Genomic DNA, 26,538 nt, shown 5'->3' with positions numbered 1-26,538 from the left:
GGTGACCACTTCGAATCAGCAGCCGACGAGGGGTCATCCATCAACTTGTTTCGCAGCGGGCGAGCCTATACTGTATATGCACACAGTAAAGGGCCCGCGCCATGCAAATCATCGACAAGCTCAGCATCCTCGCCGACGCCGCCAAGTACGACGCCTCCTGCGCCAGCAGTGGCGCGCCCAAGCGCAGCTCCGAAGGCAAGAGCGGGCTTGGATCGACGGACGGCATGGGCATTTGCCACAGCTATACGCCGGACGGGCGCTGTGTGTCGTTGTTGAAGATCCTGCTGACCAACTTCTGCCTTTACGATTGCCAATACTGCGTCAACCGCCGTTCCAGCGACGTGCCGCGTGCACGGTTCACCCCGGAAGAAGTCGTCACGCTGACCATGGATTTCTACCGGCGCAACTGTGTCAGCGGCCTGTTTCTCAGCTCCGGTATCATCCGCTCGGCGGACTACACCATGGAGCAACTGGTGCGCGTGGCGAAGTTGCTGCGTGAAGAGCACGAGTTTCGCGGCTACATCCATCTCAAGACCATTCCGGAAGCCGATCCTGCTTTGATCGAAGAAGCGGGGCGTTACGCCGACCGCCTCAGCGTCAACATAGAATTGCCCACCGATGCGAGCCTGCAGACGCTCGCACCGGAGAAGGACATCACCTCGATCAAGCAAGCGATGAACACCATCTACACCGGTGTGCAGACCGTGTTGAACGAGCCGCGCTCGGCGAAGTTCGCCCCGGCCGGGCAAAGCACGCAGTTGATCGTCGGTGCCGATGACACCGATGACAGCACCATCCTGCACAGCGCCCAATCCTTGTACGGCAACTTCCGCCTGCGCCGGGTCTATTACTCGGCGTTCAGCCCGATCCCCGACAGCCCGAAAAGCGTGCCACTCGCCGCGCCGCCGCTGATGCGCGAGCATCGTTTGTATCAGGCCGATTTCCTCCTGCGCAGCTACGGCTACAGCGCAGACGAATTGCTCAAGGGGCCGGGCAATCTGGCGCTTGATATCGATCCGAAACTGGCGTGGGCGCTGGAAAACCGCGAAGTGTTCCCCTTGGACCTGAATCGTGCCGACGCGGCATTGATCTCGCGCATTCCCGGTATCGGCTTGCGCACTACCGAGCGCCTGGTCGAGCTGCGTCGCCAGCGCCGCATCCGTTACGAAGACGTTGCGCGGATGCGCTGCGTGCTGGCCAAGGCCAAGCCGTTCATCATCACCAGCGATTACCACCCGCAACAGGCTGAAGTCACCAGCCACATGCTCTATCAGCAATTGCGCGACCGGCCGATGCCGCAGCAGATGGGGTTGTGGGGATGATCAGTCTTGATTGCGATGACCTGTTCGACAACTGGCGCCAGCAAGCACGCTGGTTGCTCAGCCATGAGATCGATCCGAGTCTGGTGAGCTGGGCGGCGGAAGGGGTGGGGGATCTGTTTGCCAGTGATGATCACATGCCCGAAGGGCAGGGGCCGTTTCAGGCGCGTATTCCCCGTGCGCTGCTCGCCACCCTCGAACAAGCGGCGCGTTATCGCGGCGAGCAACGCTGGAGCCTGTTGTATGAAGTGCTGTGGCGCGTCAGCCATGGCGACCGCACGGCGATGATGGCCGGCGATAAACTCGGCAGCGAACTGCAGCGTCGAATCAAACAGGTCAGCCGCGAAGCCCATCATCTGCATGCGTTTGTGCGCTTTATCGAGCGCCCGAAGGCTCTGCCCGGCCCGCAATATGTGGCGTGGCACGAACCGGCGCATGACATTCTGCACAGCGCCAGCGAGCACTTCATCGGGCGTATGGGCCAGCATCGCTGGTTGATCGCCACGCCACGCGACGGTGTTTATTACGACGGCGAGCAATTGATTCACGAGCGTCAGTGCCCGATTGAATGGCAGCAACTGGCGCAGAACGTTGATGATCCGCATGGCGATTTGTGGTTGACCTACTACAGCCACATCTTCAACCCGGCGCGGTTGAACCCCAGGGTCATGCAAGGACACTTGCCGGTGAGATTCTGGAAGAACCTGCCGGAGGGTGAGTTGATTCCCGGTTTGATTACCCAGGCGCGGATGGGCAAACAGCAGAACGGGCAGGCGAGCGGGATTGCCAGTCGAGCCGGAAAGCGGATTGCTTTGAAATAGAAGATCAAAAGATCGCGGCCTTCGGCAGCTCCTACAGAGACCGTGTAGGAGCTGCCGAAGGCCGCGATCTTTTGATTTTTTGATTTTCTGTAGCCCAGCAAAAAGCCCTCCATCAATCGCTCAATGGAGGGCTTCTTTTCAACATCAAAAACCGTCAGTTCAAACCTTGACGATCCAGCCCGCTGGCGCTTCGATGTCGCCGGTTTGCACTCCAGTCAGCTCCTTGTAGAGCTGCTGGGTCACCGGACCCACTTCGGTTTCGCTATGGAACACATGCAGATGATCGTTGTAGCTGATGCCGCCGATCGGCGTGATCACGGCAGCAGTACCGCAGGCACCGGCTTCCTTGAAGTCCGCCAGTTTGTCGATCAGCACGTCGCCTTCGACCACTTCCAGACCCAGACGCGATTTGGCCAATTCGATGAGCGACAGGCGGGTGATGCCTGGCAGGACCGATGGCGAGTTCGGGGTGACGAACTTGTTGTCGTGAGTAATCCCGAAGAAGTTGGCCGAGCCCACCTCTTCGATTTTGGTGTGAGTCATCGGATCGAGGTAGATCGCGTCGGCAAAGTTGGCTTTCTTGGCTTTCGAGCCCGGCATCAGGCTGGCTGCGTAGTTGCCACCGACCTTGGCGGCGCCGGTGCCTTGTGGGGCGGCGCGGTCGTAGCTGGAGATCTGGAAGTTGTGCGGAGTCAGGCCGCCCTTGAAGTAGGCGCCGACCGGAATGCAGAAGATCGAGAAGATGAACTCGGGCGCGGTGCGCACGCCGATGTTGTCACCGACGCCGATCACGAACGGGCGCAGGTACAGCGCGCCGCCGGTGCCGTAAGGCGGGATGAAACGCTCGTTGGCGCGAACCACGGCTTTACAGGCTTCGATGAACTGCTCGGTGTCCACGGTCGGCATCAGCAGACGTGCGCAGCTGCGTTGCATGCGCAGGGCGTTCTGGTCCGGGCGGAACAGGTTGATCGAGCCGTCCTTGCAACGATAGGCCTTCATGCCTTCGAAGCACTGCTGGCCATAGTGAAGAGCCGTCGAGCCTTCGCTGATGTGCAGGACGTTATCTTCGGTCAGGGTGCCTTTGTCCCACTCGCCATCGCGAAAGTACGACAGATAGCGTTTGTCGGTCTTGATGTAGTCAAAACCCAGCTTGTCCCAATTGATGCTCTCGTTACCCATGACACCCTCTATCACTGAACAACCGCCGAAACGGTTCAAGGCTTCTGACGTTTTTTTGGATGGGCACAACAATACTTCATTCTTGAGCGGTTTCGCAGCCGGAATTCGCTCCGCTGATCGTTCCCTCGACTGATCGTTCCCACGCTCTGCGTGGGATTGCCTCATCGGACGCTCCGCGTTCGGCTGTTGGGACGCAGAGCGTCCCGGGCTGCATTCCCACGCGGAGCGTGGGAACGATCAATTTGACGGATTTACAGATGCAGCGCATGCCCCAGGGCCCGCAACGCCGCCTCCTGCACCGCTTCGCCCAAGGTTGGGTGCGCATGAATGGTGCCGCCGATGTCTTCCAGCCGCGCGCCCATTTCCAGGCTTTGCGCAAACGCCGTCGACAACTCGGAAACCCCAACGCCCACGGCTTGCCAACCGACAATCACATGATTGTCGCGACGCGCGACCACACGGACGAAGCCGCTTTTCGATTCCAGGGTCATCGCCCGGCCATTGGCGGCGAACGGGAAGCTTGCAACGATGCAATCCAGCCCGGCAGCCTTGGCCTCGTCCGGGGTGTTGCCGACCACCACGAGTTCCGGGTCGGTAAAGCACACGGCGGCGATGGCGGTCGGGTTGAATTCACGGCGCTTGCCGCTGATCAGCTCGGCAACCATCTCGCCCTGGGCCATGGCGCGGTGAGCGAGCATCGGTTCGCCGCTGACATCGCCGATGGCGTAGACATTGCGCATGCTGGTCTGGCAATGGCTGTCGATCCTGATTGCCGAGCCGTTCATGTCCAGATTCAGCGCTTCGAGATTGAAGCCTTGAGTGTTGGGTTTGCGCCCGACCGCGACCAGCACCTGATCGGTTTCCAGGTTCAAGGTTTCGCCTTCAGGATCGCGCACCTGCAACGTACCGTCGAAGCCCAGCACGCTGTGCTTGAGGTAAAGCTTCATGCCCAATTGCTTCAATGCGTCGTGCACCGGTTGGGTCAGCTCAGCGTCGTAAGCGGGCAAGATGCGATCCTGCGCCTCGACCACGCTGACATCGGCACCGAGCTTGCGGTAGGCGATGCCCAGCTCCAGACCGATGTAACCACCGCCCACCACGACCAGACGTTTGGGCACAGAAGTTGGCGCCAGCGCCTCGGTGGAGGAAATGATCGGCCCACCGATTGGCAGGATCGGCAGGTTGACGCTGGTCGAGCCGGTGGCCAGCACCAGATGCTCGCACTGGATGCGCGTATCGCCGACTTCCACGGTTTTGCCGTCGATGATTTTTGCCCAGCCGTTGACGACCTGCACCTTGTTCTTCTTCAGCAATGCGGCGACGCCAGTGGTCAGACGATCAACGATACCGTCCTTCCACTCGACACTTTTAGAGATGTCAAGACTCGGCGCGGAAACGCTGATGCCCAGCGCCGAATGCTGATGGTGATGCTGCGTCTGATGGAACTGCTCAGCGACATGGATCAGCGCTTTCGAGGGGATGCAGCCAATGTTCAGGCAGGTGCCGCCCAGAGATTGGCCCTCCACCAGAATGGTCTGGATGCCCAATTGCCCAGCGCGAATCGCTGTTACATACCCGCCGGGGCCACCGCCAATAATCAGCAGCGTGGTGTTCAGAGTCTGCATTGCGTTACTCCACAAACAAAGTGGCAGGTTGTTCGAGCAAGCCCCGAATGGCCTGGATGAAGAGCGCCGCGTCCATGCCGTCGACCACGCGGTGATCGAATGAGCTGGAGAGGTTCATCATCTTGCGAATCACCACTTGGCCTTTGACCACCATTGGCCGTTCGACGATTTTGTTCACGCCGACAATCGCCACTTCCGGCAGGTTCAGCACCGGCGTACTGACGATGCCGCCCAGCGCACCGAGGCTGGTCAGGGTGATGGTCGAACCGGACAATTCATCGCGGCTGGCCTTGCCATTGCGCGCGGCATTGGCCAGGCGCGAGATCTCTGCGGCGCTGTCCCACAGGCTGCGCGCTTCGGCGTGACGCACCACCGGCACCATCAGGCCGACATCGCTTTGCGTGGCGACGCCGACATGCACCGCGCCGAGGCGGGTGATGACTTGCGCTTCGTCGTCGTAACGGGCGTTCATCTGCGGAAAGTCGCGCAGGGCGACGACCAGCGCGCGAACGAGGAACGGCAGCAAGGTCAACTTGCCTCGGCTGGCGCCATGTTTCTCATTCAGATGCGCGCGCAGTTCTTCGATCGCGGTGACATCGATCTCCTCGACATAGCTGAAATGCGCGGCACGCTGAGTGGCATCCTGCATGCGCTGGGCGATCTTGCGGCGCATGCCGATCACGGGGATCTGTTCTTCGTCGTTGCGCTGGGCATAAGCGGCACCTGCCGGCGCCGAGGCATTGGACTGACCTTGCGCCAGATAAGCTTCAAGGTCTTCATGCAACACCCGACCGGCCGGGCCGGTGCCGCGCACCAGACGCAGTTGAATACCCAGATCCAGCGCATGTTTGCGCACGGCTGGCGAGGCCAGCGGACGCTCATCGGCTTCACGGGCAACCATCGGGCCTTGGCAAACCGCCGCCGGACGCGGGGCCGCTGGAGCAGGTTTGCTCTCGACAACAGCTTCCACTTTCGGCGCAACGGACTCTTGGGTAGCTACAGAAGTGGCGGACTCTTTGAGGTTGCCAGCCCCTTCAACCTCGATGCTGATCAGCACACTGCCGACCGCCATCACTTCGCCCGGCTGACCGCCGAGGGCGATGACCTTGCCGTGCACCGGCGATGGAATATCGACCATCGCCTTGTCGGTCATCACATCCGCCAGCACCTGATCTTCTACGACCAGATCGCCGACCTTGACGTGCCACTGCGACAGTTCTACTTCTGCGATGCCTTCGCCGATGTCCGGCATCTTGATAACGTGCGTGCCCATTCAGACCTCCATGACCCGTTTCAACGCCGCGCCCACTCGGGACGGCCCTGGGAAATACGCCCACTCCTGCGCGTGCGGGTAGGGAGTGTCCCAACCGGTGACGCGCTCGATCGGCGCTTCCAGGTGATGGAAGCAATGCTCTTGCACCAGCGACACCAGTTCGGCGCCGAAACCGCAGGTGCGCGTGGCTTCATGAACCACCACGCAACGGCCGGTTTTTTTCACCGATTTGACGATGGTGTCCAGATCCAGTGGCCACAGACTGCGCAGGTCGATGACTTCGGCATCCACCCCGGACTCCTCGGCAGCGACTTGCGATACATAGACGGTGGTGCCGTAGGTCAGCACCGTCACGTCCTTGCCCGGACGAGTGATCGCGGCGACGTCCAGCGGCACGGTGTAATAACCGTCCGGCACCTGGGCTTGCGGGTGTTTCGACCACGGGGTTACCGGGCGGTCGTGATGGCCATCGAACGGGCCGTTGTACAGGCGTTTCGGCTCAAGGAAGATCACCGGGTCATCGTTTTCGATGGAGGCGATCAGCAGGCCTTTGGCGTCGTACGGGTTGGACGGCATCACCGTACGCAAACCGCAGACCTGAGTGAACATCGCCTCGATGCTCTGGCTGTGGGTCTGGCCGCCGTAGATGCCGCCGCCGCATGGCATGCGCAAGGTCATCGGTGCGGTGAACTCGCCGGCCGAGCGATAACGCAGACGCGCGGCTTCGGAAATGATCTGGTCGGAGGCGGGGTAGACGTAGTCGGCGAACTGGATTTCGGCGACCGGGCGCAGTCCGTAAGCACCCATGCCGACAGCCACGCCGACGATGCCGCTTTCCGAAATGGGGGCGTCGAACACGCGCGAGGTGCCGTACTTGGTCTGCAGGCCTTCGGTGCAGCGGAACACACCGCCGAAGTAGCCGACGTCCTGACCGAAGACCACGACATTGTCATCGCGCTCAAGCATCACATCCATGGCCGAGCGCAGGGCCTGGATCATGGTCATGGTGGTCGTGGTCATGGCGGTTTCCAGCTGAATATTGTTGTTGTGATCGTTCATGTCAGATCCCCAACTGCTGACGCTGGCGCTTCAAGTGCTCCGGCATCTCTTTGTAGACGTCTTCGAACATGGTCGCGGCGCTCGGAATCTGCCCGCCGGCGAGGGTGCCGTACTGTTCGGCCTGTTTCTGCGCGGCGATGACTTCAGCTTCGAGCTCGGCGCTCACGGCGGCGTGCTCTTCTTCGGACCAGTGGCCGGCCTTGATCAGGTGCTGTTTCAGGCGCGCGATCGGATCGCCGAGGGGGAAGTGGCTCCAGTCATCGGCGGGGCGGTATTTGGATGGATCGTCGGAAGTCGAGTGCGGGCCCGCGCGGTAGGTGACCCATTCGATCATGGTCGGGCCGAGGTTGCGGCGGGCGCGTTCGGCAGCCCAGGCGGAAGCGGCGTAGACCGCGTAAAAGTCGTTGCCATCGACGCGCAGCGAGGCGATGCCGCAACCAACGCCGCGTCCGGCGAAAGTCGTGGCTTCACCGCCAGCAATGGCCTGGAAGGTGGAAATCGCCCATTGGTTGTTGACCACGTTGAGGATCACTGGCGCGCGATAAACGTGAGCGAAGGTGAGGGCGGTGTGGAAGTCCGATTCGGCAGTGGCGCCGTCACCGATCCACGCTGAAGCGATTTTGGTGTCGCCCTTGATCGCCGAGGCCATGCCCCAGCCGACGCCCTGAATGAATTGGGTGGCGAGGTTGCCGGAAATGGTGAAGAACCCGGCGTCCTTGACCGAGTACATGATCGGCAATTGCCGGCCCTTGAGCGGATCGCGCTCGTTGGACAGCAACTGGCAAATCAGGTCGACCAGCGGAACGTCGCGGGCCATCAGAATGCTCTGCTGGCGGTAGGTCGGGAAGCACATGTCATCGATGTTCAATGCCAGGGCCTGGGCGCTGCCAATGGCTTCTTCGCCAAGGCTCTGCATGTAGAACGACATCTTTTTCTGGCGCTGCGCGACGACCATGCGGTTGTCGTAGATGCGCGTCTTGAGCATCGCGCGCATGCCTTTGCGCAGGATCTCGACCGGCACATTTTCGGCCCACGGGCCGAGCGCATTGCCCTGATCGTCGAGCACGCGAATCAGACCGCGCGCCAGGTCGGCCGTGTCGGCAGGTTCTACATCGATGGGAGGTTTGCGCACCGTACCGGCATCGGTCAGATGCAGGTAGGAAAAATCGGTTTTGCAGCCTGGACGGCCCGAGGGTTCAGGGACGTGCAGACGCAGCGGTTCATACGCTTGGGTCATGGCTTCTACGCTCGATCTTGTGAATTTCTTGTAGTGAGCTGGCAGTCATTCCGGGGTAGAGGAAATCTTGTCCTACAACAATCATAGGCGCGGCCAAGAAGAATATTTCTCTCTGTTTTGTTGCGCTGGCGACCATTTGCAGATAGAAAATCTGCACAAGCATAAAAAACAGGTGATTTTGTCTCATGCGCAAACTGGACCGCACCGATATCGGCATTCTCAATAGCCTTCAGGAGAACGCGCGCATCACCAACGCCGACCTCGCCCGCTCGGTGAACCTGTCGCCCACGCCATGCTTCAACCGGGTCAAGGCAATGGAAGAATTGGGCCTGATTCGTGAACAGGTAACGCTGCTCGACGCGGACTTGTTGGGGCTGCACGTCAACGTATTCATTCACGTCAGCCTGGAGAAACAGGTTGAAGAAGCGCTGCAGCATTTCGAGGAAGCGATCTCGGATCGCCCCGAGGTCATGGAGTGCTATCTGATGGCTGGCGACCCGGATTATCTGATTCGCGTGCTGGTGCCGAGCATCCAGTCGCTGGAACGCTTCATGATGGATTTTCTGACCAAGGTGCCGGGGGTGGCGAACATTCGTTCCAGCTTTGCGCTCAAGCAGGTGCGCTACAAGACGGCGTTGCCGTTACCCGCGAATGGTTTGACGCTGGGTACCTGAGCTGTCCGCAGTTGGGTGCGGAAGCCTGAGCCATGTTGGATCGGGCCTTCGCGGCGGGGTCGGCGTATTCCTCAACGGAATGTCCCCCATGAAATCATTGGATTTTTCTTCTCTACGCTCGTCGCGTAGCGTGCCATCAAGGACACGGAGAAACGCCATGACTCAACCCACCGCTGACGCCGCCGGCAAATTCGACACCTTGCGCGCCAACGAGTATGCCCGCCAGAGCCGCATTGCCCTGGCCGGCTACGATGCCTGTCACGACCTGTCCGCCTGCATGCTCGCCGCCAGCCTCGGTCCGTCGCGTTCGGCAAAAGTGCTGGTGGTGGGCGCAGGCGGCACTGCCCAGGAAATCATCGCTATGGCCGCGCTGGAGCCGGGCTGGCAATTCATTGCGGTGGATCCTTCCGAGCCGATGCTGGAGGCCGCAGCCGAGCACTTGCGCGGCAATGATCTGTTGCACAGAACTCAAATACATCTTGGCCATGTCGAAGACTTGCCGGCAGATGCGTCCTTCGATGCCGCCACGCTGATCGGCGTGCTTCATCACTTGAGCGGCGAGGCGCAAAAGCAGCAAATCCTGCGATCCATTCACGCCCGGCTCAAACCCGGGGCGCCGTTGATTGTGGCCGGCAATCATTACGCTTACGCCAGTCACCCGTTGCTGCTGCAAGCGTGGAGCCAGCGCTGGCGACAGCAGGGCGCAACGGCCGAGGAGGTGCAGGCGAAACTCGGGAAGATTTTGCAGGGTGCTGATCCGCCGCACTCGGAGGCGGCGGTTCAGGCGTTGTTGCATAACGCGGGGTTCGGTGACATGACGCGGTTTTTCAGCAGTCTGTTCTGGGGCGCATGGCTGACATGCCGGGTCGCTTGAACAGCACAGTTCAACTAAGCCTCCGTCCAGTCCACTGCCGCTGTTTCGCGCCACTTGACGTCGGTAATGCCATACCGTTCGGCCTGAGGCTTGGAGACAACTTTCAACGGTGGTTTGCCCGGTTTTGGAATCGGCGCAATACCGGCGTCACAGCTCGCCCAATGCCAGGCATCGGCATTGCGCATGCTTTTGGCGCGGATGACGAAAGATTTTGGCCGGTCGTGATGTTTGTATTCGATGACGAAAATATCGGTGCTACGCATGAGTTCCTCCTTACGCTCATACGTAAATGATTTTGTCCGACAAAAAAAATTCAAAGGATTTTCTGGCCAGATGATCAGCGACACGAAACGCTCTGGAACGCGGTTTTTCGAGGAACCTCAGGAGCCGTAGAACCTGCTCGACGATCAACGCATAAGTGCCGGCGCAGACTCTTCAGGTCGCTCGCAGCACCTGCGCCCGGCAAGTGCCGGGCGCAGCTTTTTCAGGCGTGCAATCAGTCATCCCGGATTGCCGGAATCCAGCGAAACGCATCGCCTGTCGGCCGAGATGTTGCGGTCAGAGCGCCGGCTGGGGCGCTGAACCGAGACCTCTGATAGGCTCTCGCAACCATGATCAATGGAATGAAAAAGATGAATCTGGAAGCGCTACTGCGGGATCTGATTGCCGAGGATCCCGTCCGGATGCACATCCTGCACGCAGTCAGGGAAGTCAACTTGCCGGACAGCTGGGTTGCCGCAGGATGTGTGCGCAGCCTGGTTTGGGATCATTTGCATCAACGCGTTTCTTCGCCGTTGCCCAAGGACATTGATGTCATCTGGTTCGACAAAGCAGCCATCAGTGCGCAAACGGACTTAGCCTTGGAGGCCGAGCTTGCAACGTTGTGTAGCGGCCTGAACGGGTCGTGGTCGGTGAAGAACCAGGCACGCATGCACCAGCGAAACGCCGATGTACCTTATGAATCGTCTGCCGACGCTATGTCCCATTGGCCCGAAACAGCGACGGCGGTTGGGGTCAGGCTCGATCAGCGGGGGGCCATAGAGGTTTCGGCGCCGTTGGGGCTTGAGGATCTGTTTGCGCTTAACGTGCGGCCAACCGCTCGATTTGAAAGTGATAAATACGCGGTGTTTCTGGAGCGCGTGCGATCGAAGAGATGGCTCAAGATCTGGCCGAAGTTGACGCTCCTAACGCAGGGTTGATGCCGCCACCTTCAGGCCAATACGCTGGCGAGAACGCTAGCGCGCACCCGGGCGATTATGGGTCTGCCTCCAATTCCCTTGCAGGAGCGCGCCTGCTCGCGATGGCGCCAGCCCCTTCATCACCAAATAAACAGAAAACACTCAGCCCGTTTAAACAATTACTCAGGCGTCAAGCAAACGGCTACAACACCTTGCGTCATTCCTTACGACTACGCCAGAATCCGCCGGCTTGTGCGTCTGCCGTTTCCTCCGTAACTTGATTCCTGTCACTGCTCACCAGTGATCGGGTCTGCAAGCCCGTCGGAAATCAGTCGCATAGCCCCGTCAAAGGACACTCGTTCGTGTCCGCTCAATGGCGGCTTTGTGCGGGAGACCTTCGGGTCTGCCGGGTTCCTGATTTCCCGGTCTTGCAGACCCGCACACAGCTGCCACCCATCATCTGCAAGTGATGTTGCTGGCCAACGCCAGCGAATCCCTCGGCTCGGCCACCACCATGCTCTACGACTTCGCCGCGCTGCTCGACAACCCGCGCCGCAAAACCCTGCTCGGCATCGCCCAGGTCGTCATGCTCGGCGAAATCGCAGTAAATCAGGCTTTGGATAAGGTCGAAATCGCCAAATAACCCACATCGCGACGAGGGCGAAACCTCGTCGTAACCCACGGCTGCGCCATGGCTGGCACACGGCCACGGCTTGCACCCCCCGGCCTCGACTGTCACCCTTCGGGCCGTTGTTCAAGGATCAGAACAAGGAATCAAGGATTGAGTGGCTATGTTCCAAACCCGCCGAAAAACTACCGCTACGAACAAGCCAAACCCGTCGACTTACACGCCCAACACTGGGCCGAGTATGAGAAACACGGGAAAGAACCTGCGCGCGAGCCTGAGAAAATCGGGATCGCGTTGAGGATTGGGGTGTTCTTTGATGGCACCGGGAATAATGCGAACAACTCTGCTGCGGGGTTGTTGTGCGGTGCTCAGCATCCGATTGCGCCTGAGGATATTCCTCCGAGTTGTCAGCCCTATATGGGAGATCCGGATAGCAGTTACGGCTCTGGCGCAACGAATATCAGAAAACTTGCCGATCTGTATTACGAGGCTCCGATTGCTGAAGGGGAAGGGCCGGTCAGACACGTATCACGCCCCTTATACATCGAAGGTATCGGTACTCAGTCCAACGAGAAAGACAGTATCGTCGGTCAAGGCACGGGACGTGGGGAGACGGGAGTCGCCGGTCGGGTGCAGACTTCGTTTACATTCATCAAACAGGTTTATGAACACGCCCTTCAAGAAAATCCGAACAGTGAAATTGCCTCGCTAACTTTTGACACCTTTGGATTCAGTCGAGGTGCAGCGGCGGCACGTCATTTCTGCAATGAAATTGTACGGGGCAAGCAGGGGCCGTTAAGGGATCTGCTTAGCCCTTACGCCCATAATTTCAGCCGCACCTTTCTTGATCAATACGGCAGCAATATTCGGATGGGCTTCATCGGTCTGTTCGAGACCGTGCCGTCAATTGCCGGTTTCACGAATATAGGTAGGGTGCAAATCCCGATTGCTCCGGGCATAAAATTGTATCTCGATCGTCGGTTCTTCCAACATGTCGTTCACTTGGTGGCGCGAGATGAATGTCGGGCTAATTTCGCCCTCAGTAATGTCAATCCCGACTATCCAGAAATTGTTTTTCCGGGCGTGCATTCGGATATCGGTGGTAGCTATCTCGACGAAGTCGAAGAGTGCGTATTGATCAGCCCCATGCAGACACTTGATGTATGGAGTAACACTCACGTCCAGTCTACTTCGATCTTTGAGGACGCCGCGAAGGTGAAAAAACAGTGGGTCGCAAAAGGATGGCCTGCTGGTCTGTTGGAGATCGTAACGCCTCCCGCGCTTGCTCTGCCGGCCGATCCGCAAGATCGTTTCGGGCCTAAACAAAAACGTGTATACGCTGGGCTTCAGCTCAAACGCCCGGTCAGTGGCAAACTGTCAACGGTTTATTTGAGAGTTATGTACCATTTGGCGAAAGAGAAAGGTGTTCCTCTAACCGATATTCCCGGACGCGCTGAGTATGCCGTTCCCCAGGAACTGCAACCGCTCTGTGACAGATTCATCGCCGGTGACTACAGCACTACTTCTGAAGAGGAGCAATTGCTGCAATTGAAATACATCCACACATCTGCCAACTGGAATCACCCGCAAGGAAGACGGGACGGCAGCGGTTTGAAAGCCGTTTATATCAATTCACCAACGAAAGATGGCATTCGCGTGCAACACCCACATGTAGCTGATTGGAAGCTTTGGTAATGAGACTGCTCTTGGCTTTATTGGGTATTTTGGCCTTCACCGGTTGTCACGCGACAAGCTCCAACTCAGGTGAAAACGATCCCGAATATCCTTGGTGGGAACTGGCGTTCATCAAGCCCAATTTCATGAACGTATGGGTCGAAGACAGCTCTGTGGAAGACATAAACGGTAAAACGTTTCTACGAGCCGGGGGAGGAAACGCCAGCGGCGCGGAACCAAATGACGACAAAGAATCCGCACGCGGTTGGGTAGGTGTGGGAGGTACGGGGAAACCGGTTATCGGCGCAGAGTTGCCCAAGCGAATTTTCGTACGCTGGCAATCTATACCGGAACAAAAAACCTACCGGGCTTGGGTAGATATTCCTGAGGAAGCCAGACGAGTGATGGTGACATCTACCCAGCAGCGCTGCGCTGAAACTCCCGACAAGACAGCACGCTTCATGGCCTCACTCTATTTGGGACTCGCACCTGGCGGCGTAGTCCAGGTGTGGGTGAGGGATCTGTGTCGACGCCCGATCAAAGTAGCCCGCGCCCAAGCTGAGTTGGAACCGCTGGGGCCGGAGTTGGGCAAAAACGGTGGCCAATATGCCTATCCTGTGAGTGAGAAGGCCAAGCGATATATTGATAAGTTCGGTATCCCGTACGGTAGTTGGTAAATGACATGGGTGGAGCGCCGCCCACTTTTCATGCGCCAGACTGTTTCAATTTCGCTGAGTCGAAGCGGGGCGGTGTCTTGAGAATAGAAAAGGTCGACCGTTTCGATGATGTCGACTACGACGCAGGCTATGAATATCGGGGTTTCAATTACCTGATTCTGGACGGTGTCGATGAGTTTCTCGTCAGAACTTACGATGACCAACCCGGTAGCGCGACGGTTATGCCCCCTGGTATTACCACAAGCACCAAGCTCAGAACGTTGGTGGGATTCTTACAAACAGAGTTGGAGGCGACTGCGATTTATCTCTACAAGGGGGAAATAGGAAGCTATGCGCAGATAGACCTGGATAGCTTGCGATTTTGTTGATCCAGTATTGAGATGGCGGCGATAAGCGAGATTCACCCGCGAAGCGTTCCGCGACCGCCGCCAACCCTCATACGCCAGCTTTCGCCTCAACCTTCACCGCCGCTTTGCGATACGTCAGCAAAACAATCCCGCTTACGACGATCACTCCGCCCAAGATCTGCCCTCGACTGAGCATCTGATCCAGCACGATCCAGCCCATCAATAACGTCGCAAATGGCTCAATGTTCATCACCGGCGCGTTGCGCGGCATGTCCAGTCGGGGTACGGAGATGAACAGGACGATAAAACCGGTGCCGTACAGCACGACAAGCGTGGCGAGGGCCAGCCAGCCGGTCGAGGTGGCGGGCAGGTTGAGTCCGCCGGGGAGGGCGCCGGTCAGGCCGGCCAGATTGACACTGCTGAAGACGATGAAGATGGTCAGCAGGCTGCGCACCGAGCCTCGCACCTGCGACAGCTTGTGGTCGGTGATCCATAGCGCACAGGCGAATACGCTGGCAGCGCAGAAGGCGAGCGCGACGCCCAGCAGCCATTCCGGGCCGACGCTGGCGCTGTCTGAAAGTCGTCCGGGGACATCGAGAACGAACACCAGCCCGACGAGAATCAAGCCCATCAACATCGCGGTGCGTGCGCTTGGTCGCGGTCCGCCCAATGCCCAGGTCAGCAAGGCCAGCAGGATCGGAAATACGTTAGCCACCAGCAGCGCCAAAGCGACCGGGACCCGCGCGACGGCAGAGTACAGGCACAGGCTCTGCGCGGTAATCAGCAGGCCCAACAACAATTGCCAACGCCAGGCGCCCGGCGGCAGACGCAGGCTTTGTCGTTGCCACAGCACCATAATCGCGAGCACCAGCAGGGTCCCGCCGGAACGCATCAGGATCGCCAGCAACACCCCCGCGCCATCATCAAAAGCCACCCGGGCAGCGACGTGGTTGCCGGCGAACGCACAACCCATGCACAACAGAATGATCACGGCGAGATAACGGGGGAAGGGCGGCGGTACGGTCGGTGCGAATTCAGGGCGGGACATGGCAGATCTCAAAAGTGATAGCCACTCGAGGTGGCTCAGGTTTTTATTATGTTGTCGTACAACCTCGTGATTTGTACCGTAATCATGCAGGGGCGGCAAGCTCGAATGACCATACTGTCGGCATGGCTTGGGCGATGCTTGGGTTTCAGAGATCGTATGACTACCGAGGGCGGCAAGCGTGTGCTGTGTCACTCCGGTGAGGATGCCGCCAGCAAAGCCAGGGTTGCAGAGCTGATTGACCAGTTGGGTTTTTATGGCATCGATCTGGGCGGTGTGCAGCAGGGTCTGCTTGCGCAGTTCCCAGGCGGCCCGCTACCGGCCTTGAACCTGATCAAGCATGGTTAACCGTTGAGCCCGGGCGACCGGGCTTCACCGACCAATCGAGGATTCAATAATGTCTGGTTCAGATTCGCAAAATAGCAATCAGCACACGGCTTGGGTTACCTGCGCTGGCATGCAGGCCTGGCTGCAGGCCCGGTAATCGTCAGCGGCGTTGATGTGGCGACAATCAGTGAAGGGGAAATCGTGCGGTTGTGGGTGTTGCTGGACCCGGCTTGAAGCCCAGACGCAGCAGGCAGGTACTTCCTTATTTCGAGCTCGATCAGGCGTGTCTCGCGCAAGCGCTTATACTCGCTCAGGTGCTTGCGCAGCACATTCCCAAACAGACCTGTCAGGGCAGACGATGATCGACAGAACGGACACCCCGCAAGAATCCGTCAGCGAAGAGACGCTGGCTGCCAGGCAACCCGCCGTCGCTCTCAACCTGCGTGGGCTCATTTTGTCTCTGGTGTTGCTGTCTGTTCTGGCGACGTTGGGCAACAGCCTTGTCACTGCCTACCGCGTGCAGCGCGATGCCTTGATTGACCACGCGCTGCAATCTAACAGTGCCTATGCAGCAAAGGTCGCTTCGAGCCTCTCCGAATTCATTCATTCGGCACAGAACCATCTGCGTTACAGCGCCAGTGAACTGGGCAAGGCCTGGGGTGACGCGAATGTGATGAGCGCCGAGGCGGTGCGCCTGCAAAAACAGGATGCCGATTTCAACTCGATCGCCGTTATCGATCGCAATGCCAAGGTGCTGAAGGCGTACCCGGACACCCTGCAAATCAATGGTTCGACGTTGAGCTCGGATGCCATTCGCAAGGCCATCGAGGCGCAGCGGCCTTTCATCAGCCCGGCCTACCCATCGAGCGCCGGCAATCTTGTGGTGTTTATCTCCCAGCCCGTTTACGACGCAGCTGAGCGTTACGTGGGCATCATCGGCGGCTCGGTTTATCTGCGCGAAGACAACGCACTGCACACCTTGATCAGCCGTCATTTTCAGCACGAAGGTACTTTCGTCTTTGTCACCGATCAGGACCGCCAACTGCTTTTTCACCCTGATGCGGCGCGCATTGGCGACACCCTGGGCTGGAGCAAAACCGCGGATGCGGCGTTACGGGGCGAGAGCGGTTCAATGACCGTGCGCAATTACAAGGGCGTGGCGATGCTGGCCGGGTACGCTCAAGTGCCGGGCGCCGGTTGGGCCGTGGTCGCGCAGCAGCCGCGCGAGGTCAGTCTGGCGCCCATGAACACCTTGATGCGCGATGTTTTTGAAGGGATGGTGCCTGCCGCTCTGATCGGCTTCGTACTGATCTGGTTCGGCACCTCGCTGGTCTGTCGCCCTCTCAACCAGCTCTCGCGTATTGCCCGGCAGTTGTCAGCGCCGCAGGCCACTGAGCAACTTCGCCACGTCAAAGCCTGGTATCAAGAAGCGTTTTCCATTCGCCAGGCGATGCTGGCCGGCGTTCAGTTGTTGCAAGCGAAGCTGGGCCGCGTGAACCAGCAGGTGCTGACCGACCCGATGACGGGACTGGCCAATCGCAGGGCAATGGATGAAGAGTTGCGCGGCCTTGAGCGCGCCGGTCGGACCTATTCGGTCTTATCGCTGGACATCGACCATTTCAAAAGGGTCAACGACACCTTCGGCCACGACAAGGGCGACCTGGCGATAAAGCAGGTCGCACACACACTGCAAACCCACTCTCGCACCGGCGACCTTGCGTGCCGGGCCGGGGGAGAGGAGTTTCTGCTGATTTTGCCGGAAACCGATGTAGCCTCGGCCAGCGTCATCGCTGAGCGGATTCGTCAGGCCATTGCGACCAGCGATATTGAGACGGTGGGGCACATCACCGCTTCGATCGGCGTGGCCACGTGTGAACATTTGCCGACCACCGCAGAGATCGTGCTCAAGAAAGCCGACGAATGCCTGTACCGGGCCAAGCAGGGCGGACGCAATCGGGTGGAGTCGCACCTGTCGCTGCCCTCAGGCACATGCGAATGAGACAACCAATTGATGCATGTCACGGGGCTTTCAACTAATCGGCAGAGTTGTTGATTCTGCTTCGAATCCACGTTAAAAGCAGCAACAGGTGCCGATCAAGCGACCGTCCAGCCATCGCAAAGGCGCGTTACGGGCCAGTTTATTCAGGCGGTGAAATGAAGCGTTCAAAGATCATGCAGCGGGGAATATTGCTGACCGTCCTTGCGGTGATCGTCCCGTTGGGCTTGACCTTCGCGGCAAGCTGGACGCTGTCGATCTACGCGGCCCATGACCGTCTTCAGACACTCGCCGCGATTGCCAACGATCGCGCCAGACAGACATTCGCGCAAGCCTCCCAAGCACTGAAAAGCATTGCCGTCACTGACCTCGAACCCTGCTCGCCACAAGGCATCGAGCAGATGCGCATGATCGCCATGAATACGTTTTCGGTCGAGACGGTGGGCTACGAAGAGGATGTGTTTGCCTGCACGTCATGGGGCGCCACGCCGCCTCGTTCGAGGCAGTGGGCGGAGGATTTCGTCACTGACGACGGGGTGAAGGTATCCATCGATGCGCACGATGACAACGATCTGATCAAGCCGATGCTGGCCTTGCAGTTCGCTGCGTTCAACGTGCTGGTCGACCCGGAACAGTTTCGCGAAGTCGTACTGGATGAAGGCGTCAGGCTGGCCGTCGGCACACGTCAGGGCCGCTTGCTCGGCCCGGCGGACCCGAACATGGCGAGTTTCCTCGCCTTGGTGCATGAGGGGCCTACGCATGGCCTGAAGGACGGCTTCCTCTACACTCTGGTGGCCCAAGGCAACTTCACCGTAATTGCCGCAATCCCTCGACAGCAACTGTTGCGCAGCCTCGGGCGACACGTTCTTTATCTGCTGCCGATCGGTCTTGCCATCACCACAGGCCTGGTCTTCGCGAGCCTGCGCTGGTGGCGTCGCAAGCTGTCTCCGCTGGCCGCACTGGAGCGCGCGGTGCGGCGACAGGAATTCGTCGTTCATTATCAGCCGATCATTGAAATTGAAACCCAACGCTGCATCGGCGCTGAAGCCTTGGTTCGCTGGCAAAAACCCAACGGCATGCTGGTCTATCCGGACATGTTCATTCCACTGGCCGAATCCAGCGGATTGATTGAAGCGATCACTGATCAAGTGCTCCATCGCGTATTCGCAGACCTTGGCGCCATGCTCGCCAGTGATCGTTCGTTGCACGTGGCCTTGAATCTCGCTGCGGCCGACGTGAGTTCTGGGCGACTGATACCCACTTTGTTGAATGAATGCCGTCGCCTCGACGTGCAGCCCGCGCAGATATGGCTCGAAGTGACAGAACGCAGCCTCGTCGACCTGGCGTGCGCAAAAATCACGCTGGAGCGCGCGCGAAGCGCCGGGTTTGTTGTCGCGCTGGATGACTTCGGCACCGGCTATTCGAGCTTGCAATACCTGCAGCAATTACCGCTGGACGTGCTCAAGATCGACCGATCCTTCGTTGACCAGATCAGCGAAGCAGAGGAGAAGACCCTGCTGGTCACTCACGTCATCCAGATGGGCCACGCGTTGCGGCTGACACTGGTCGCTGAAGGCGTTGAGACTCCGGCGCAGCTCGAATTGCTGCGCGCCAGCCAGGTGCGATATGCACAGGGATGGCTGTTCGCGAAAGCCATGGAATGCGCACAGTTCAAACAGCATTGTCTGGACAGTCGGCCTCGCACCGACGCAAGCATTGCCCAGGCTCCGATTGCTTCCTGATAAAAACACACTGAAAAACCGCATTGACATATCGAAGAATCTCGATATCCTCGGCGCATGGAACTGATCGAAATCTTCAAAGCCCTCTCGAACCCGACGCGCCTCAAGATCCTTGAAGGCCTGAAGGATCCCGTCAAGAACTTCCCCCCGCAGGATGAGGGTGATGTGCTTGTTGAGGGCGTCTGCGTCAGCAGCATCCAGGAAGGTATCGGCCTGTCGCAGTCGACGGTGTCGAGTTACCTGGCCACGTTGCAGCGCGTGGGGCTGGTTGAAGTGCGACGCATCGGTCAATGGACCTACTACAAACGCAATGAGGCTGCTATCAGCGCGCTTGCAGAGATCATAGGGAAAGAGCTGTAATTTTTTTTACTCTAGGATATCGAGAATTCCCGATATCCCTCTTTATCGATACGAGGTTTTGCCATGAAAGCGATGATTCTGAAATCCTTTGGCGGTCCTGATTCGTTCGAACTCAACGATGTGCCCAAACCGGTTCCGCAAGCGGGCCAAGTGCTGGTCCGAGTGCACGCCACTTCCATCAATCCGCTGGATTATCAGGTTAGGCGCGGTGACTATCCCGATCTGGTGCCGCTGCCGGCCATTACCGGTCACGACGTGTCGGGCGTGGTTGAAGCCATCGGGCCGGGCGTCAGCGCTTTCGCGCCGGGCGACGAAGTCTGGTACACCCCGCAGATATTCGACGGGCAGGGCAGTTATGCCGAGTACCACGTCGCGGCCGAAAGCATCATCGCCAGAAAGCCTGCCTCGCTGAGTCACCTGGAGGCGGCCAGTCTGAGTCTGGTCGGCGGTACTGTGTGGGAAGCGCTGACCGTGCGCGCCGTGCTCCGCGTGGGCGAGAGCATTCTGATCCATGGCGGCGCGGGCGGGGTCGGTCATGTGGCGATTCAGGTGGCCAAGGCCATGGGCGCCAGAGTGTTCACCACCGTGCGCGAGGCCAACGCCGAGTTCGTCCGCCGCCTGGGCGCTGACGTGGTCATCGATTACACCCAGGAGGACTACGTCGAAGCGATCATGCGCGAAACTGCCGGGCATGGCGTCGATGTGGTGTTCGACACCATCGGCGGCGATACCCTGTCCCGCAGCGCCGACGCGCTCGCCCAGCTTGGCCGCGTCGTCTCGATCGTCGACATTGCGCAGCCACAAAACCTTGTCCAGGCCTGGGGCAAGAACGCCAGCTATCACTTCGTCTTCACCCGCCAGAACCGCGGCAAGCTTGATGAACTGAGCGCGTTGGTCGAGCGCGGCCAGTTGCGGCCCCACGTTGGCGCGGTGTACTCGCTCGCCGACATCCCGCTCGCCCATGCCCGACTGGAAAGCGCCAACAACGGTCTGCTGGGAAAAATCGCCATCGCCGTCGAGCCTTCGCTCATCGTCTGAATTTTGGAGAAACATCATGGTTTACGAGATCGCTGTGCTGCCCGTTCACCCACAACAGACTGAAGCCTTCCGAAGGGCATTTGCCGAAGTCGAACCGTTGCTCACTCGCGCCAAAGGCTACGGCGGCCACTTGCTGGCGCAAGGTATTGAAACCCCCGAGCAATTCAATTTGATCGTGCGCTGGCAATCGCTTGAGGATCACTCGCCGGGGTTTGAAGAAAGCGAAGACCACCAGCGGTTCATGCTGGGGCTTGAGGATTATTTTTCGGCAGAACCTAGGGTCTATCACATTGAGGGTGGTGCTTTTCCGGGGGGCGACTTTGGCGTACCGGACAGCGGTGCCAGCGTAGGCATCTGAGGGAGTATGTGGCTGTTCGTCACAAGCGGCTGTGGCTGGTCGAGCACTGCTTGTGATGAATTGCCACTTTAATTCCGCTTTGGCCTGTTCATGGAGCAGGGGTGGCAGGCAAAATGCGCCGTTTTCCATATGTCTCGTACTGCTGCTCATCCAAGGAAGGCCACTTGAAAGTCACTCCCCACGCTTCCCTGCGCCCTGAAATCTGGCCAGCCGTTGTTCTATTGTTGCTGGCAAGCCTGATCACGACCGGCTGCACGCGCTCCCATTCTCCAAGACCGGTGGAGCGCGATCCTTGTCTGGATGCCGGTCCAGCGCATACAAAGGCCTACGCCAAATGCATGAGCGAGCGGAAAGAGCGCCAAGCTGAAGCGCTCAGAATACTGCTCAGTGATGATCCTGCTGACAATCCGCAACGGCAAGTGGCCGTGCCAGGCGACAGCGATTTCCAACCGTCTGATTTTCCTGACGAGCCAATGCCAGCGAGTTTTCGCATGCCTTCCGACCTGAATCTCAAGGATACCCAGGCGTTTCCTTACAAGGCTCGCATCAGCTGGAAATACGTGTCGGATCGCTTCCTGCCGAGTTCAAAGGAATCCGCGCGGATGATGCAGGTGGACCGCCTGATTAAGGCGGCTGTAACGGCGGATGAGTTCGCAAAGTGGGGGTGCACGGTCACCGGCGGAAAGCGTCAAGTGTGGGTTTTCTACACCCTGGACGACGCGGCCTTTGTCAGCCGTGTGCAGGCAGCTCTGGCGCAGACCGGGCCTTATCCGATTGAATTCAGCAGCCGTAAACAGGCAGATGTCAGTGCTGAGGTGCCGAACACCGAGCAAACTCGACTGACGCCCAAGCGATGCCTGGAGTGAAGACTCTCAACGGATAACCTCTTGAAACGGACTTCTCTCATCGCAAGGAGTCCGTAGCCGTAGTCGCTTCAGAGGCGTTCGTTGCGGGCGCAGCGGCCATCTCCTGCCGCGGATTACAGCCATGCGCCCGCCAGATGTCCTTCTCGAGAACCTCGAGCCGATCCTGTTGCCCGGGGCCCCGGCCCTCCAGCCTGATCACTCCTCCATCACCTCAACCAAACCGCGATCTTCACCGAGGAAGCCACCGCTCTGGTGCTGCCACAGTCGCGCATAGGTGCCGTTCTTCTCCAGCAGTTGCGCGTGGGTGCCTTGTTCGATGATGCGACCTTCGTCCATGACGATCAGCCGGTCCATCGCCGCAATGGTCGACAAGCGGTGGGCGATGGCGATCACGGTTTTGCCCTGCATCATTTCATCCAGGCTTTCCTGGATCGCCACTTCGACTTCCGAGTCCAGCGCGCTGGTGGCTTCGTCGAGCAGCAGAATCGGCGCGTTTTTCAGCATCACACGGGCGATGGCAATACGTTGGCGCTGTCCGCCGGAGAGCTTGATGCCGCGTTCGCCGACCAGCGTGTCGTAGCCGCTGTGGCCCTGCTTGTCGCTCAACTGGCTGATGAACCCGTCTGCCTGGGCGTTCACCGCCGCGCGGTGGATGTCTTCGTCGGTAGCGTCCGGGCGACCGTAGGCGATGTTGTCGCGGATCGAGCGGTGCAGCAGCGAGGTGTCCTGGGTGACCATGCCGATCACGCTGCGCAGGCTGTCCTGAGTCACCTCGGCAATGTTTTGCCCATCGATGCGAATCTCGCCGCGATCAACGTCGTAGAAACGCAGCAGCAGATTGATCAACGTAGATTTGCCCGCACCGGAGCGGCCAACCAGGCCGATTTTTTCGCCGGGGCGGATCTGCAGCGTCAAGCCGTCGAGCACCTGACGTTCACCGTTGTAGTTGAAGCTGACATTGTCGAATACCACTTCGCCGCCGGCAGGCTCAAGCACCTTGGCATTCGGCGCGTCCTGGACTTTCGGGCCGCTGGTCAGGGTAGCCATGCCGTCCTGCACAGTGCCGATGTTTTCGAACAGCGAAGTCATCTGCCACATGATCCAGTGCGACATGCCATTGATGCGTAACGCCATGGCGGTGATCGCCGCGACGGCGCCGGTGCCGACTTCGCCCTGATGCCACAGCCACAATGCATAGCCGCCGGCACCCAGAATCAACGCGACCACCAGCGCCTGATTGACGATTTCAAACTGGCTGACCAGCCGCATCTGACGGAATCCGGTGAGCTTGAAATCTTCCATCGCCGCGCGGGCAAAGTGCGCTTCACGCTTGGAGTGCGAGAACAGTTTGACTGTGGTGATGTTGGTGTAGGCGTCGGCAATCCGCCCGGTCATCGAGGAGCGTGCGTCGGCCTGCTCCTGGCCGACCTTGCCCAGACGCGGCACGAAATACACCATCGCCAGCCCGAACAAAACGATCCACGCCAGAAACGGCAGCATCAGTTTCAGCGCAAAGCCACCGGCCAGCGCAATGATCGCGATGAAGTACACGCCGATACCGGGGAGGATTTCGATCAGGGTGAACAAGACCTCGCGAACCGACAGCGCGGTCTGCATCACTTTGGTGGTGACTCGCCCGGAAAACTCGTCGGAGAAGAACGACAGGCTTTGCCGCAGCATCAACCGGTGAAAGTCCCAACGCAGGCGCAGCGGCAAATTGATCGCCAAGATCTGGTGCTGAACCATCGTGCGCAGCGCCACCAGCCCGATGCTGACTACCAGCACAATGCCGATACCCCACAGCACACGGCTTTCCTCATCACTCGCGGTGCCGCCCGATTGCCAGGTCGAGAGCAGATCCACCACTTGCCCGAGGAAGGAAAACAGCCACGCCTCGTAGATCGACACGCTGGCGCTGAGCAGGGCGAAGGCGAGGATGTAACCGCGCGCACCCCGGGTGCAGGCCCACAAAAAACGCATCAGGCCGACTGGCGGTGGCGGCGCCTCGTCGGGCGGGAAGGGGTCGAGCCTTTCTTCAAACAGGCGAAGCATTGCGGTCTCCGAAGTGATCAGGGTGTGGGGATTCTGCCATCTATCGACGTTGTTGCGGGTTTCAGCGTCGTGTTCCAAATAAATGCTAGTGCCTTGTCTTGACCGCGGCCAGGCGCAGAAGCTCAACGCAATCTCGCCAGGCGCAACCTTTCGTCGGTGATCCAGGCCAGACGTTGCACGCTCATCAACCTCTTTGAACTCTCGCGCAAGCTGCTCCGTCCTTTTCTATGTGGGGGCTCGAGGCAATGTTGCCGTGTAGCTCCGTTTTTTCCGTTTCCAGTCAGAACGCGAGGGGCCACATGAACACTTCAGACAGCAGGGCAGGCTTTGAATCAGGTGATCCGAACAGCAAGCCTGGACAAGGTTTTGAACATTTGAAGGACGACGTCAATGAAGCGCTGGGCGGTGCGCGGCAACAGGCCGATGCGCAGTTCGGCCAGTATCGCGATACGGCGGCCGAGCAGATCGAAGCCTTGGCGCAAGGGGCTAAAAGTTTCGTCTCGGAACTGCAGGACAAGGACACGCTGGGCATGTCCGATTACTTGACTGACATGGCGGATTCCATGACCGGGCTGGCGGGCAATCTGCGCGGCAAGAGTGCCGAACAGCTGCTGCACGATGCAGCGGATCTGGCGCGCAGCAACCCGGGCTTGTTTATCGCCGGCAGCATTGCCATCGGCTTCGGCCTGTCGCGGTTTCTCAAGGCAGGCACGGCTGCGGCGGCGACGGTCAGCGCCGAACACGATCCGGCGCAGGGCACGACATCGACGCCACCGTCAGCCGATTACGGCGCGCAGCGGCCCTATGAATCGTCAATGCCGCCATCGAGCCAGGCCAATCCGGGAGTGGCCACCGGCATCACCCCGACTTCACCCGATGAACATGATCACCCCGCTGATTTTGCGGGAGCTTCCGTACCGCATGCACCCGACACCAAAGGAGAACTGTGATGAACAGAGATGAATCTGATCTGAGCGGGGCAAGGCCCCTTGGCCAAACGGATGACGCTTCGGTGGTCGGCCTGTTGCGGCAACTGTCTCGCGAGGTCCCGGCGTTGTTCACCAAGGAACTGGCACTCGCCAAAGCCGAATTGCAGAACAGCCTCAGCACGCTGAAGGCAGGCATCGGTGCGGTTGCCGGCGGCGCCATTGTGTTCCTCGCCGGCTTCATCATTCTGCTGATGTCGGCGGTGTACGGCCTGAGCCTGTTCATGGCGCCGTGGCTGGCCGCGCTGATCGTTGGCGTGGTGGTGATGATCATCGGCTTCGCCATGCTGCAATCCGGGAAGAAACAATTCGAGCCGTCTCACTTCAAACCTGATCGCACCCTCGACGCCTTGAACAAGGATCAGGAAGCGCTGCGGAGGAAAGTCTCATGAAAAGCGAACTGGATATCGAAGCGGAAAAAAGTCCGGAGCAGATCGAGCGCGAAATCGATGCGCAACGCGCGAGCATCGGCAATATCGTCGATCAACTGGAAAGCAAGTTTACCCCCGGGCAGATGATCGATCAGGCCTGGGGAATGATGCAGAGCAATGGCTCGACGTTCTTCACTAACCTCGGCACCAGCGTGCGCAATAATCCGGTGCCGGCGGTGCTGACCTCCGTGGGGCTGCTCTGGCTGATGATGAGCCAGAATCGCCCACCCGTGCCGCAACCGACCTATCGCAGCGGACCGGATCAGGACAAGGCTGGCGAATGGGCCGATGGTTTGGCGGACGGCATCGACAGCGCTCGTGCCCATCTGCACTCCACCACTGACTCGCTGAAGGGCGGCTATCAGTCGCTCAAAGGCAAGGCCAGCCACCTCGGTGACAACGTCGGGGCCGCCAAGGAAAATCTGAGCCATGCAATGCATGACGCCGGCGATCGGTTGTCGCGCAATTCGCAAGCGCTCGGGCAGCAATTCAACCACATGCTCAAAGAGCAGCCGCTGATGGTCGCTGCTGCCGGGGTCGCCTTGGGTGCCTTGCTCGGTGCGGCGTTACCGACGACCTCCACTGAACAGCGCTACATGGGCCGCACCAGCGCCGGGATGGTCGACAAAGCCAAACAGAAAGCCCAGGAGGGCTACGATGCGGTGCGCGACACGGTGACCCGAACCACCGAGCAAACCGAGGTTGAAACCAAAACCGATCCAGCGCGGCCATCTTCGTCGGATCTGTCGCAGGGTCTGGGCACGTCGTGAAG

At 59.3% G+C, this 26,538-nt stretch carries 25 protein-coding genes and 2 pseudogenes; 19 read left to right on the top strand and 8 right to left on the bottom strand.

The window, feature by feature from the left end; genetic code table 11:
- Positions 1–101 precede the first annotated feature (101 nt).
- Positions 102–1,322 (top strand): putative DNA modification/repair radical SAM protein, encoded by a 1,221-nt coding sequence (locus CXF97_RS27185; protein WP_101162566.1) that lies wholly within the window; start codon positions 102–104, stop codon positions 1,320–1,322.
- The gene (locus CXF97_RS27180; RefSeq protein WP_101162564.1) at positions 1,319–2,140 is read left to right on the top strand and encodes a TIGR03915 family putative DNA repair protein; all 822 of its coding nucleotides are present in this window, start codon (positions 1,319–1,321) and stop codon (positions 2,138–2,140) included. Before CXF97_RS27185 ends, CXF97_RS27180 begins: the two co-directional genes overlap by 4 nt.
- 159 nt (positions 2,141–2,299) lie before the next feature.
- Here the strand turns inward: CXF97_RS27180 and CXF97_RS27175 are convergent, their stop codons facing one another.
- The 5 genes from CXF97_RS27175 to CXF97_RS27155 form a co-directional block, all read right to left on the bottom strand.
- On the bottom strand, positions 2,300–3,319 hold the full coding sequence (locus CXF97_RS27175) for a branched-chain amino acid aminotransferase (protein WP_039762213.1): 1,020 nt from the start codon (positions 3,317–3,319) through the stop codon (positions 2,300–2,302).
- Positions 3,320–3,570: 251 nt separating this feature from the next.
- Positions 3,571–4,944, bottom strand: coding sequence for a dihydrolipoyl dehydrogenase (gene lpdA / locus CXF97_RS27170; RefSeq protein WP_101162562.1), 1,374 nt, complete (start codon positions 4,942–4,944; stop codon positions 3,571–3,573).
- 4 nt (positions 4,945–4,948) lie between these two features.
- Complete coding sequence (locus CXF97_RS27165; RefSeq protein ID WP_101162560.1) at positions 4,949–6,217, bottom strand: dihydrolipoamide acetyltransferase family protein; 1,269 nt, start codon at positions 6,215–6,217, stop codon at positions 4,949–4,951.
- Positions 6,218–7,276 (bottom strand): alpha-ketoacid dehydrogenase subunit beta, encoded by a 1,059-nt coding sequence (locus CXF97_RS27160; RefSeq protein WP_064390582.1) that lies wholly within the window; start codon positions 7,274–7,276, stop codon positions 6,218–6,220.
- A gap of 1 nt (position 7,277) precedes the next feature.
- The gene (locus CXF97_RS27155) at positions 7,278–8,513 is read right to left on the bottom strand and encodes a 3-methyl-2-oxobutanoate dehydrogenase (2-methylpropanoyl-transferring) subunit alpha (protein WP_101162558.1); all 1,236 of its coding nucleotides are present in this window, start codon (positions 8,511–8,513) and stop codon (positions 7,278–7,280) included.
- Positions 8,514–8,698: 185 nt separating this feature from the next.
- On the opposite strand from CXF97_RS27155, the gene bkdR reads away from it, so the two are divergent.
- Together bkdR and CXF97_RS27140 are read left to right on the top strand one after the other, a co-directional pair.
- Positions 8,699–9,187: a Bkd operon transcriptional regulator BkdR gene (bkdR, locus tag CXF97_RS27145; RefSeq protein WP_039762201.1), complete on the top strand. Its 489-nt coding sequence runs from the start codon at positions 8,699–8,701 to the stop codon at positions 9,185–9,187.
- Positions 9,188–9,344: 157 nt separating this feature from the next.
- A complete protein-coding gene (locus CXF97_RS27140) occupies positions 9,345–10,061 on the top strand; it encodes a class I SAM-dependent methyltransferase (RefSeq protein WP_101162554.1) in 717 nt (238 codons plus the stop codon).
- A 14-nt stretch (positions 10,062–10,075) separates the two neighbouring features.
- Here the strand turns inward: CXF97_RS27140 and CXF97_RS27135 are convergent, their stop codons facing one another.
- On the bottom strand, positions 10,076–10,324 hold the full coding sequence (locus CXF97_RS27135; RefSeq protein ID WP_101162552.1) for a DUF6555 family protein: 249 nt from the start codon (positions 10,322–10,324) through the stop codon (positions 10,076–10,078).
- A 369-nt stretch (positions 10,325–10,693) separates the two neighbouring features.
- On the opposite strand from CXF97_RS27135, the gene CXF97_RS27130 reads away from it, so the two are divergent.
- The 5 genes and pseudogenes from CXF97_RS27130 to CXF97_RS27115 all read left to right on the top strand — a co-directional run bounded on the left by CXF97_RS27130 (position 10,694) and on the right by CXF97_RS27115 (position 14,586).
- A complete protein-coding gene (locus CXF97_RS27130) occupies positions 10,694–11,260 on the top strand; it encodes a nucleotidyltransferase family protein (RefSeq protein WP_101162704.1) in 567 nt (188 codons plus the stop codon).
- Positions 11,261–11,711: 451 nt separating this feature from the next.
- Positions 11,712–11,882 (top strand): annotated as a pseudogene (locus tag CXF97_RS28285) (DUF6124 family protein); the annotation flags it as partial.
- Positions 11,883–12,020: 138 nt separating this feature from the next.
- On the top strand, positions 12,021–13,562 hold the full coding sequence (locus CXF97_RS27125; protein ID WP_101162550.1) for a DUF2235 domain-containing protein: 1,542 nt from the start codon (positions 12,021–12,023) through the stop codon (positions 13,560–13,562).
- Complete coding sequence (locus CXF97_RS27120; RefSeq protein WP_101162548.1) at positions 13,562–14,218, top strand: DUF2931 family protein; 657 nt, start codon at positions 13,562–13,564, stop codon at positions 14,216–14,218. Before CXF97_RS27125 ends, CXF97_RS27120 begins: the two co-directional genes overlap by 1 nt.
- Before the next feature lie 5 nt (positions 14,219–14,223).
- Positions 14,224–14,586, top strand: a complete 363-nt coding sequence (locus tag CXF97_RS27115) for a hypothetical protein (RefSeq protein ID WP_256589942.1) — start codon at positions 14,224–14,226, stop codon at positions 14,584–14,586.
- Positions 14,587–14,653: 67 nt separating this feature from the next.
- Here the strand turns inward: CXF97_RS27115 and CXF97_RS27110 are convergent, their stop codons facing one another.
- Positions 14,654–15,613, bottom strand: coding sequence for a DMT family transporter (locus CXF97_RS27110; protein ID WP_101162546.1), 960 nt, complete (start codon positions 15,611–15,613; stop codon positions 14,654–14,656).
- A 165-nt stretch (positions 15,614–15,778) separates the two neighbouring features.
- Here CXF97_RS27110 and CXF97_RS27105 point away from each other — a divergent pair.
- The 7 genes and pseudogenes from CXF97_RS27105 to CXF97_RS27075 form a co-directional block, all read left to right on the top strand.
- Positions 15,779–15,958, top strand: a pseudogene (locus tag CXF97_RS27105) (NADP oxidoreductase); the annotation flags it as partial.
- 337 nt (positions 15,959–16,295) lie between these two features.
- Positions 16,296–17,936 carry a sensor domain-containing diguanylate cyclase gene (locus CXF97_RS27100; RefSeq protein WP_101162544.1) on the top strand — a complete coding sequence of 547 codons (1,641 nt, stop codon included), beginning with the start codon at positions 16,296–16,298 and terminating at the stop codon, positions 17,934–17,936.
- A 155-nt stretch (positions 17,937–18,091) separates the two neighbouring features.
- A complete protein-coding gene (locus CXF97_RS27095) occupies positions 18,092–19,675 on the top strand; it encodes an EAL domain-containing protein (protein WP_101162542.1) in 1,584 nt (527 codons plus the stop codon).
- 57 nt (positions 19,676–19,732) lie between these two features.
- Positions 19,733–20,035: a helix-turn-helix transcriptional regulator gene (locus tag CXF97_RS27090; protein WP_024012559.1), complete on the top strand. Its 303-nt coding sequence runs from the start codon at positions 19,733–19,735 to the stop codon at positions 20,033–20,035.
- A gap of 63 nt (positions 20,036–20,098) precedes the next feature.
- Complete coding sequence (locus CXF97_RS27085; protein ID WP_101162540.1) at positions 20,099–21,073, top strand: zinc-dependent alcohol dehydrogenase family protein; 975 nt, start codon at positions 20,099–20,101, stop codon at positions 21,071–21,073.
- Between the two features lie 16 nt (positions 21,074–21,089).
- A complete protein-coding gene (locus CXF97_RS27080) occupies positions 21,090–21,431 on the top strand; it encodes an antibiotic biosynthesis monooxygenase (RefSeq protein WP_101162539.1) in 342 nt (113 codons plus the stop codon).
- A gap of 164 nt (positions 21,432–21,595) precedes the next feature.
- A complete protein-coding gene (locus CXF97_RS27075) occupies positions 21,596–22,297 on the top strand; it encodes a DUF695 domain-containing protein (protein ID WP_157830936.1) in 702 nt (233 codons plus the stop codon).
- A gap of 195 nt (positions 22,298–22,492) precedes the next feature.
- Here CXF97_RS27075 and CXF97_RS27070 read toward each other — a convergent pair whose 3' ends face one another.
- On the bottom strand, positions 22,493–24,349 hold the full coding sequence (locus CXF97_RS27070) for an ABC transporter ATP-binding protein (protein WP_101162535.1): 1,857 nt from the start codon (positions 24,347–24,349) through the stop codon (positions 22,493–22,495).
- A gap of 299 nt (positions 24,350–24,648) precedes the next feature.
- On the opposite strand from CXF97_RS27070, the gene CXF97_RS27065 reads away from it, so the two are divergent.
- Genes CXF97_RS27065 through CXF97_RS27055 form a run of 3 tightly spaced genes read left to right on the top strand, consistent with a single transcriptional unit; the run spans position 24,649 to position 26,536 of the window.
- A complete protein-coding gene (locus tag CXF97_RS27065; protein WP_101162533.1) occupies positions 24,649–25,299 on the top strand; it encodes a hypothetical protein in 651 nt (216 codons plus the stop codon).
- Entirely contained in the window at positions 25,299–25,727 is a 429-nt protein-coding gene (locus CXF97_RS27060) for a phage holin family protein (RefSeq protein ID WP_101162531.1), read from the top strand. Before CXF97_RS27065 ends, CXF97_RS27060 begins: the two co-directional genes overlap by 1 nt.
- On the top strand, positions 25,724–26,536 hold the full coding sequence (locus CXF97_RS27055; protein ID WP_101162529.1) for a DUF3618 domain-containing protein: 813 nt from the start codon (positions 25,724–25,726) through the stop codon (positions 26,534–26,536). Before CXF97_RS27060 ends, CXF97_RS27055 begins: the two co-directional genes overlap by 4 nt.
- Positions 26,537–26,538 lie beyond the last annotated feature (2 nt).

The organism is Pseudomonas sp. Choline-02u-1 (assembly GCF_002836515.1).
In the GTDB taxonomy this organism is placed as follows: Bacteria; Pseudomonadota; Gammaproteobacteria; order Pseudomonadales; family Pseudomonadaceae; genus Aquipseudomonas.
Note: the sequence above shows the minus strand (reverse complement) of the source record. Positions and strands in the feature narration are given on the sequence as shown.

Excerpts from the sequence above, each read along its gene's own strand:
- CXF97_RS27095 (WP_101162542.1), top strand. The coding sequence starts at position 18,092 with ATGAAGCGTTCAAAGATCATGCAGCGGGGAATATTGCTGACCGTCCTT.
- CXF97_RS27185 (WP_101162566.1), top strand. The coding sequence starts at position 102 with ATGCAAATCATCGACAAGCTCAGCATCCTCGCCGACGCCGCCAAGTAC.
- CXF97_RS27160 (WP_064390582.1), bottom strand. The coding sequence starts at position 7,276 with ATGAACGATCACAACAACAATATTCAGCTGGAAACCGCCATGACCACG.
- CXF97_RS27055 (WP_101162529.1), top strand. The coding sequence starts at position 25,724 with ATGAAAAGCGAACTGGATATCGAAGCGGAAAAAAGTCCGGAGCAGATC.
- CXF97_RS27155 (WP_101162558.1), bottom strand. The coding sequence starts at position 8,513 with ATGACCCAAGCGTATGAACCGCTGCGTCTGCACGTCCCTGAACCCTCG.
- CXF97_RS27140 (WP_101162554.1), top strand. The coding sequence starts at position 9,345 with ATGACTCAACCCACCGCTGACGCCGCCGGCAAATTCGACACCTTGCGC.
- CXF97_RS27110 (WP_101162546.1), bottom strand. The coding sequence starts at position 15,613 with ATGTCCCGCCCTGAATTCGCACCGACCGTACCGCCGCCCTTCCCCCGT.
- CXF97_RS27065 (WP_101162533.1), top strand. The coding sequence starts at position 24,649 with ATGAACACTTCAGACAGCAGGGCAGGCTTTGAATCAGGTGATCCGAAC.
- CXF97_RS27070 (WP_101162535.1), bottom strand. The coding sequence starts at position 24,349 with ATGCTTCGCCTGTTTGAAGAAAGGCTCGACCCCTTCCCGCCCGACGAG.
- CXF97_RS27080 (WP_101162539.1), top strand. The coding sequence starts at position 21,090 with ATGGTTTACGAGATCGCTGTGCTGCCCGTTCACCCACAACAGACTGAA.
- CXF97_RS27175 (WP_039762213.1), bottom strand. The coding sequence starts at position 3,319 with ATGGGTAACGAGAGCATCAATTGGGACAAGCTGGGTTTTGACTACATC.
- CXF97_RS27135 (WP_101162552.1), bottom strand. The coding sequence starts at position 10,324 with ATGCGTAGCACCGATATTTTCGTCATCGAATACAAACATCACGACCGG.
- CXF97_RS27120 (WP_101162548.1), top strand. The coding sequence starts at position 13,562 with ATGAGACTGCTCTTGGCTTTATTGGGTATTTTGGCCTTCACCGGTTGT.
- CXF97_RS27130 (WP_101162704.1), top strand. The coding sequence starts at position 10,694 with ATGAATCTGGAAGCGCTACTGCGGGATCTGATTGCCGAGGATCCCGTC.
- bkdR (WP_039762201.1), top strand. The coding sequence starts at position 8,699 with ATGCGCAAACTGGACCGCACCGATATCGGCATTCTCAATAGCCTTCAG.
- CXF97_RS27090 (WP_024012559.1), top strand. The coding sequence starts at position 19,733 with ATGGAACTGATCGAAATCTTCAAAGCCCTCTCGAACCCGACGCGCCTC.
- CXF97_RS27115 (WP_256589942.1), top strand. The coding sequence starts at position 14,224 with ATGGGTGGAGCGCCGCCCACTTTTCATGCGCCAGACTGTTTCAATTTC.
- CXF97_RS27165 (WP_101162560.1), bottom strand. The coding sequence starts at position 6,217 with ATGGGCACGCACGTTATCAAGATGCCGGACATCGGCGAAGGCATCGCA.
- lpdA (WP_101162562.1), bottom strand. The coding sequence starts at position 4,944 with ATGCAGACTCTGAACACCACGCTGCTGATTATTGGCGGTGGCCCCGGC.
- CXF97_RS27060 (WP_101162531.1), top strand. The coding sequence starts at position 25,299 with ATGAACAGAGATGAATCTGATCTGAGCGGGGCAAGGCCCCTTGGCCAA.
- CXF97_RS27100 (WP_101162544.1), top strand. The coding sequence starts at position 16,296 with ATGATCGACAGAACGGACACCCCGCAAGAATCCGTCAGCGAAGAGACG.
- CXF97_RS27085 (WP_101162540.1), top strand. The coding sequence starts at position 20,099 with ATGAAAGCGATGATTCTGAAATCCTTTGGCGGTCCTGATTCGTTCGAA.
- CXF97_RS27180 (WP_101162564.1), top strand. The coding sequence starts at position 1,319 with ATGATCAGTCTTGATTGCGATGACCTGTTCGACAACTGGCGCCAGCAA.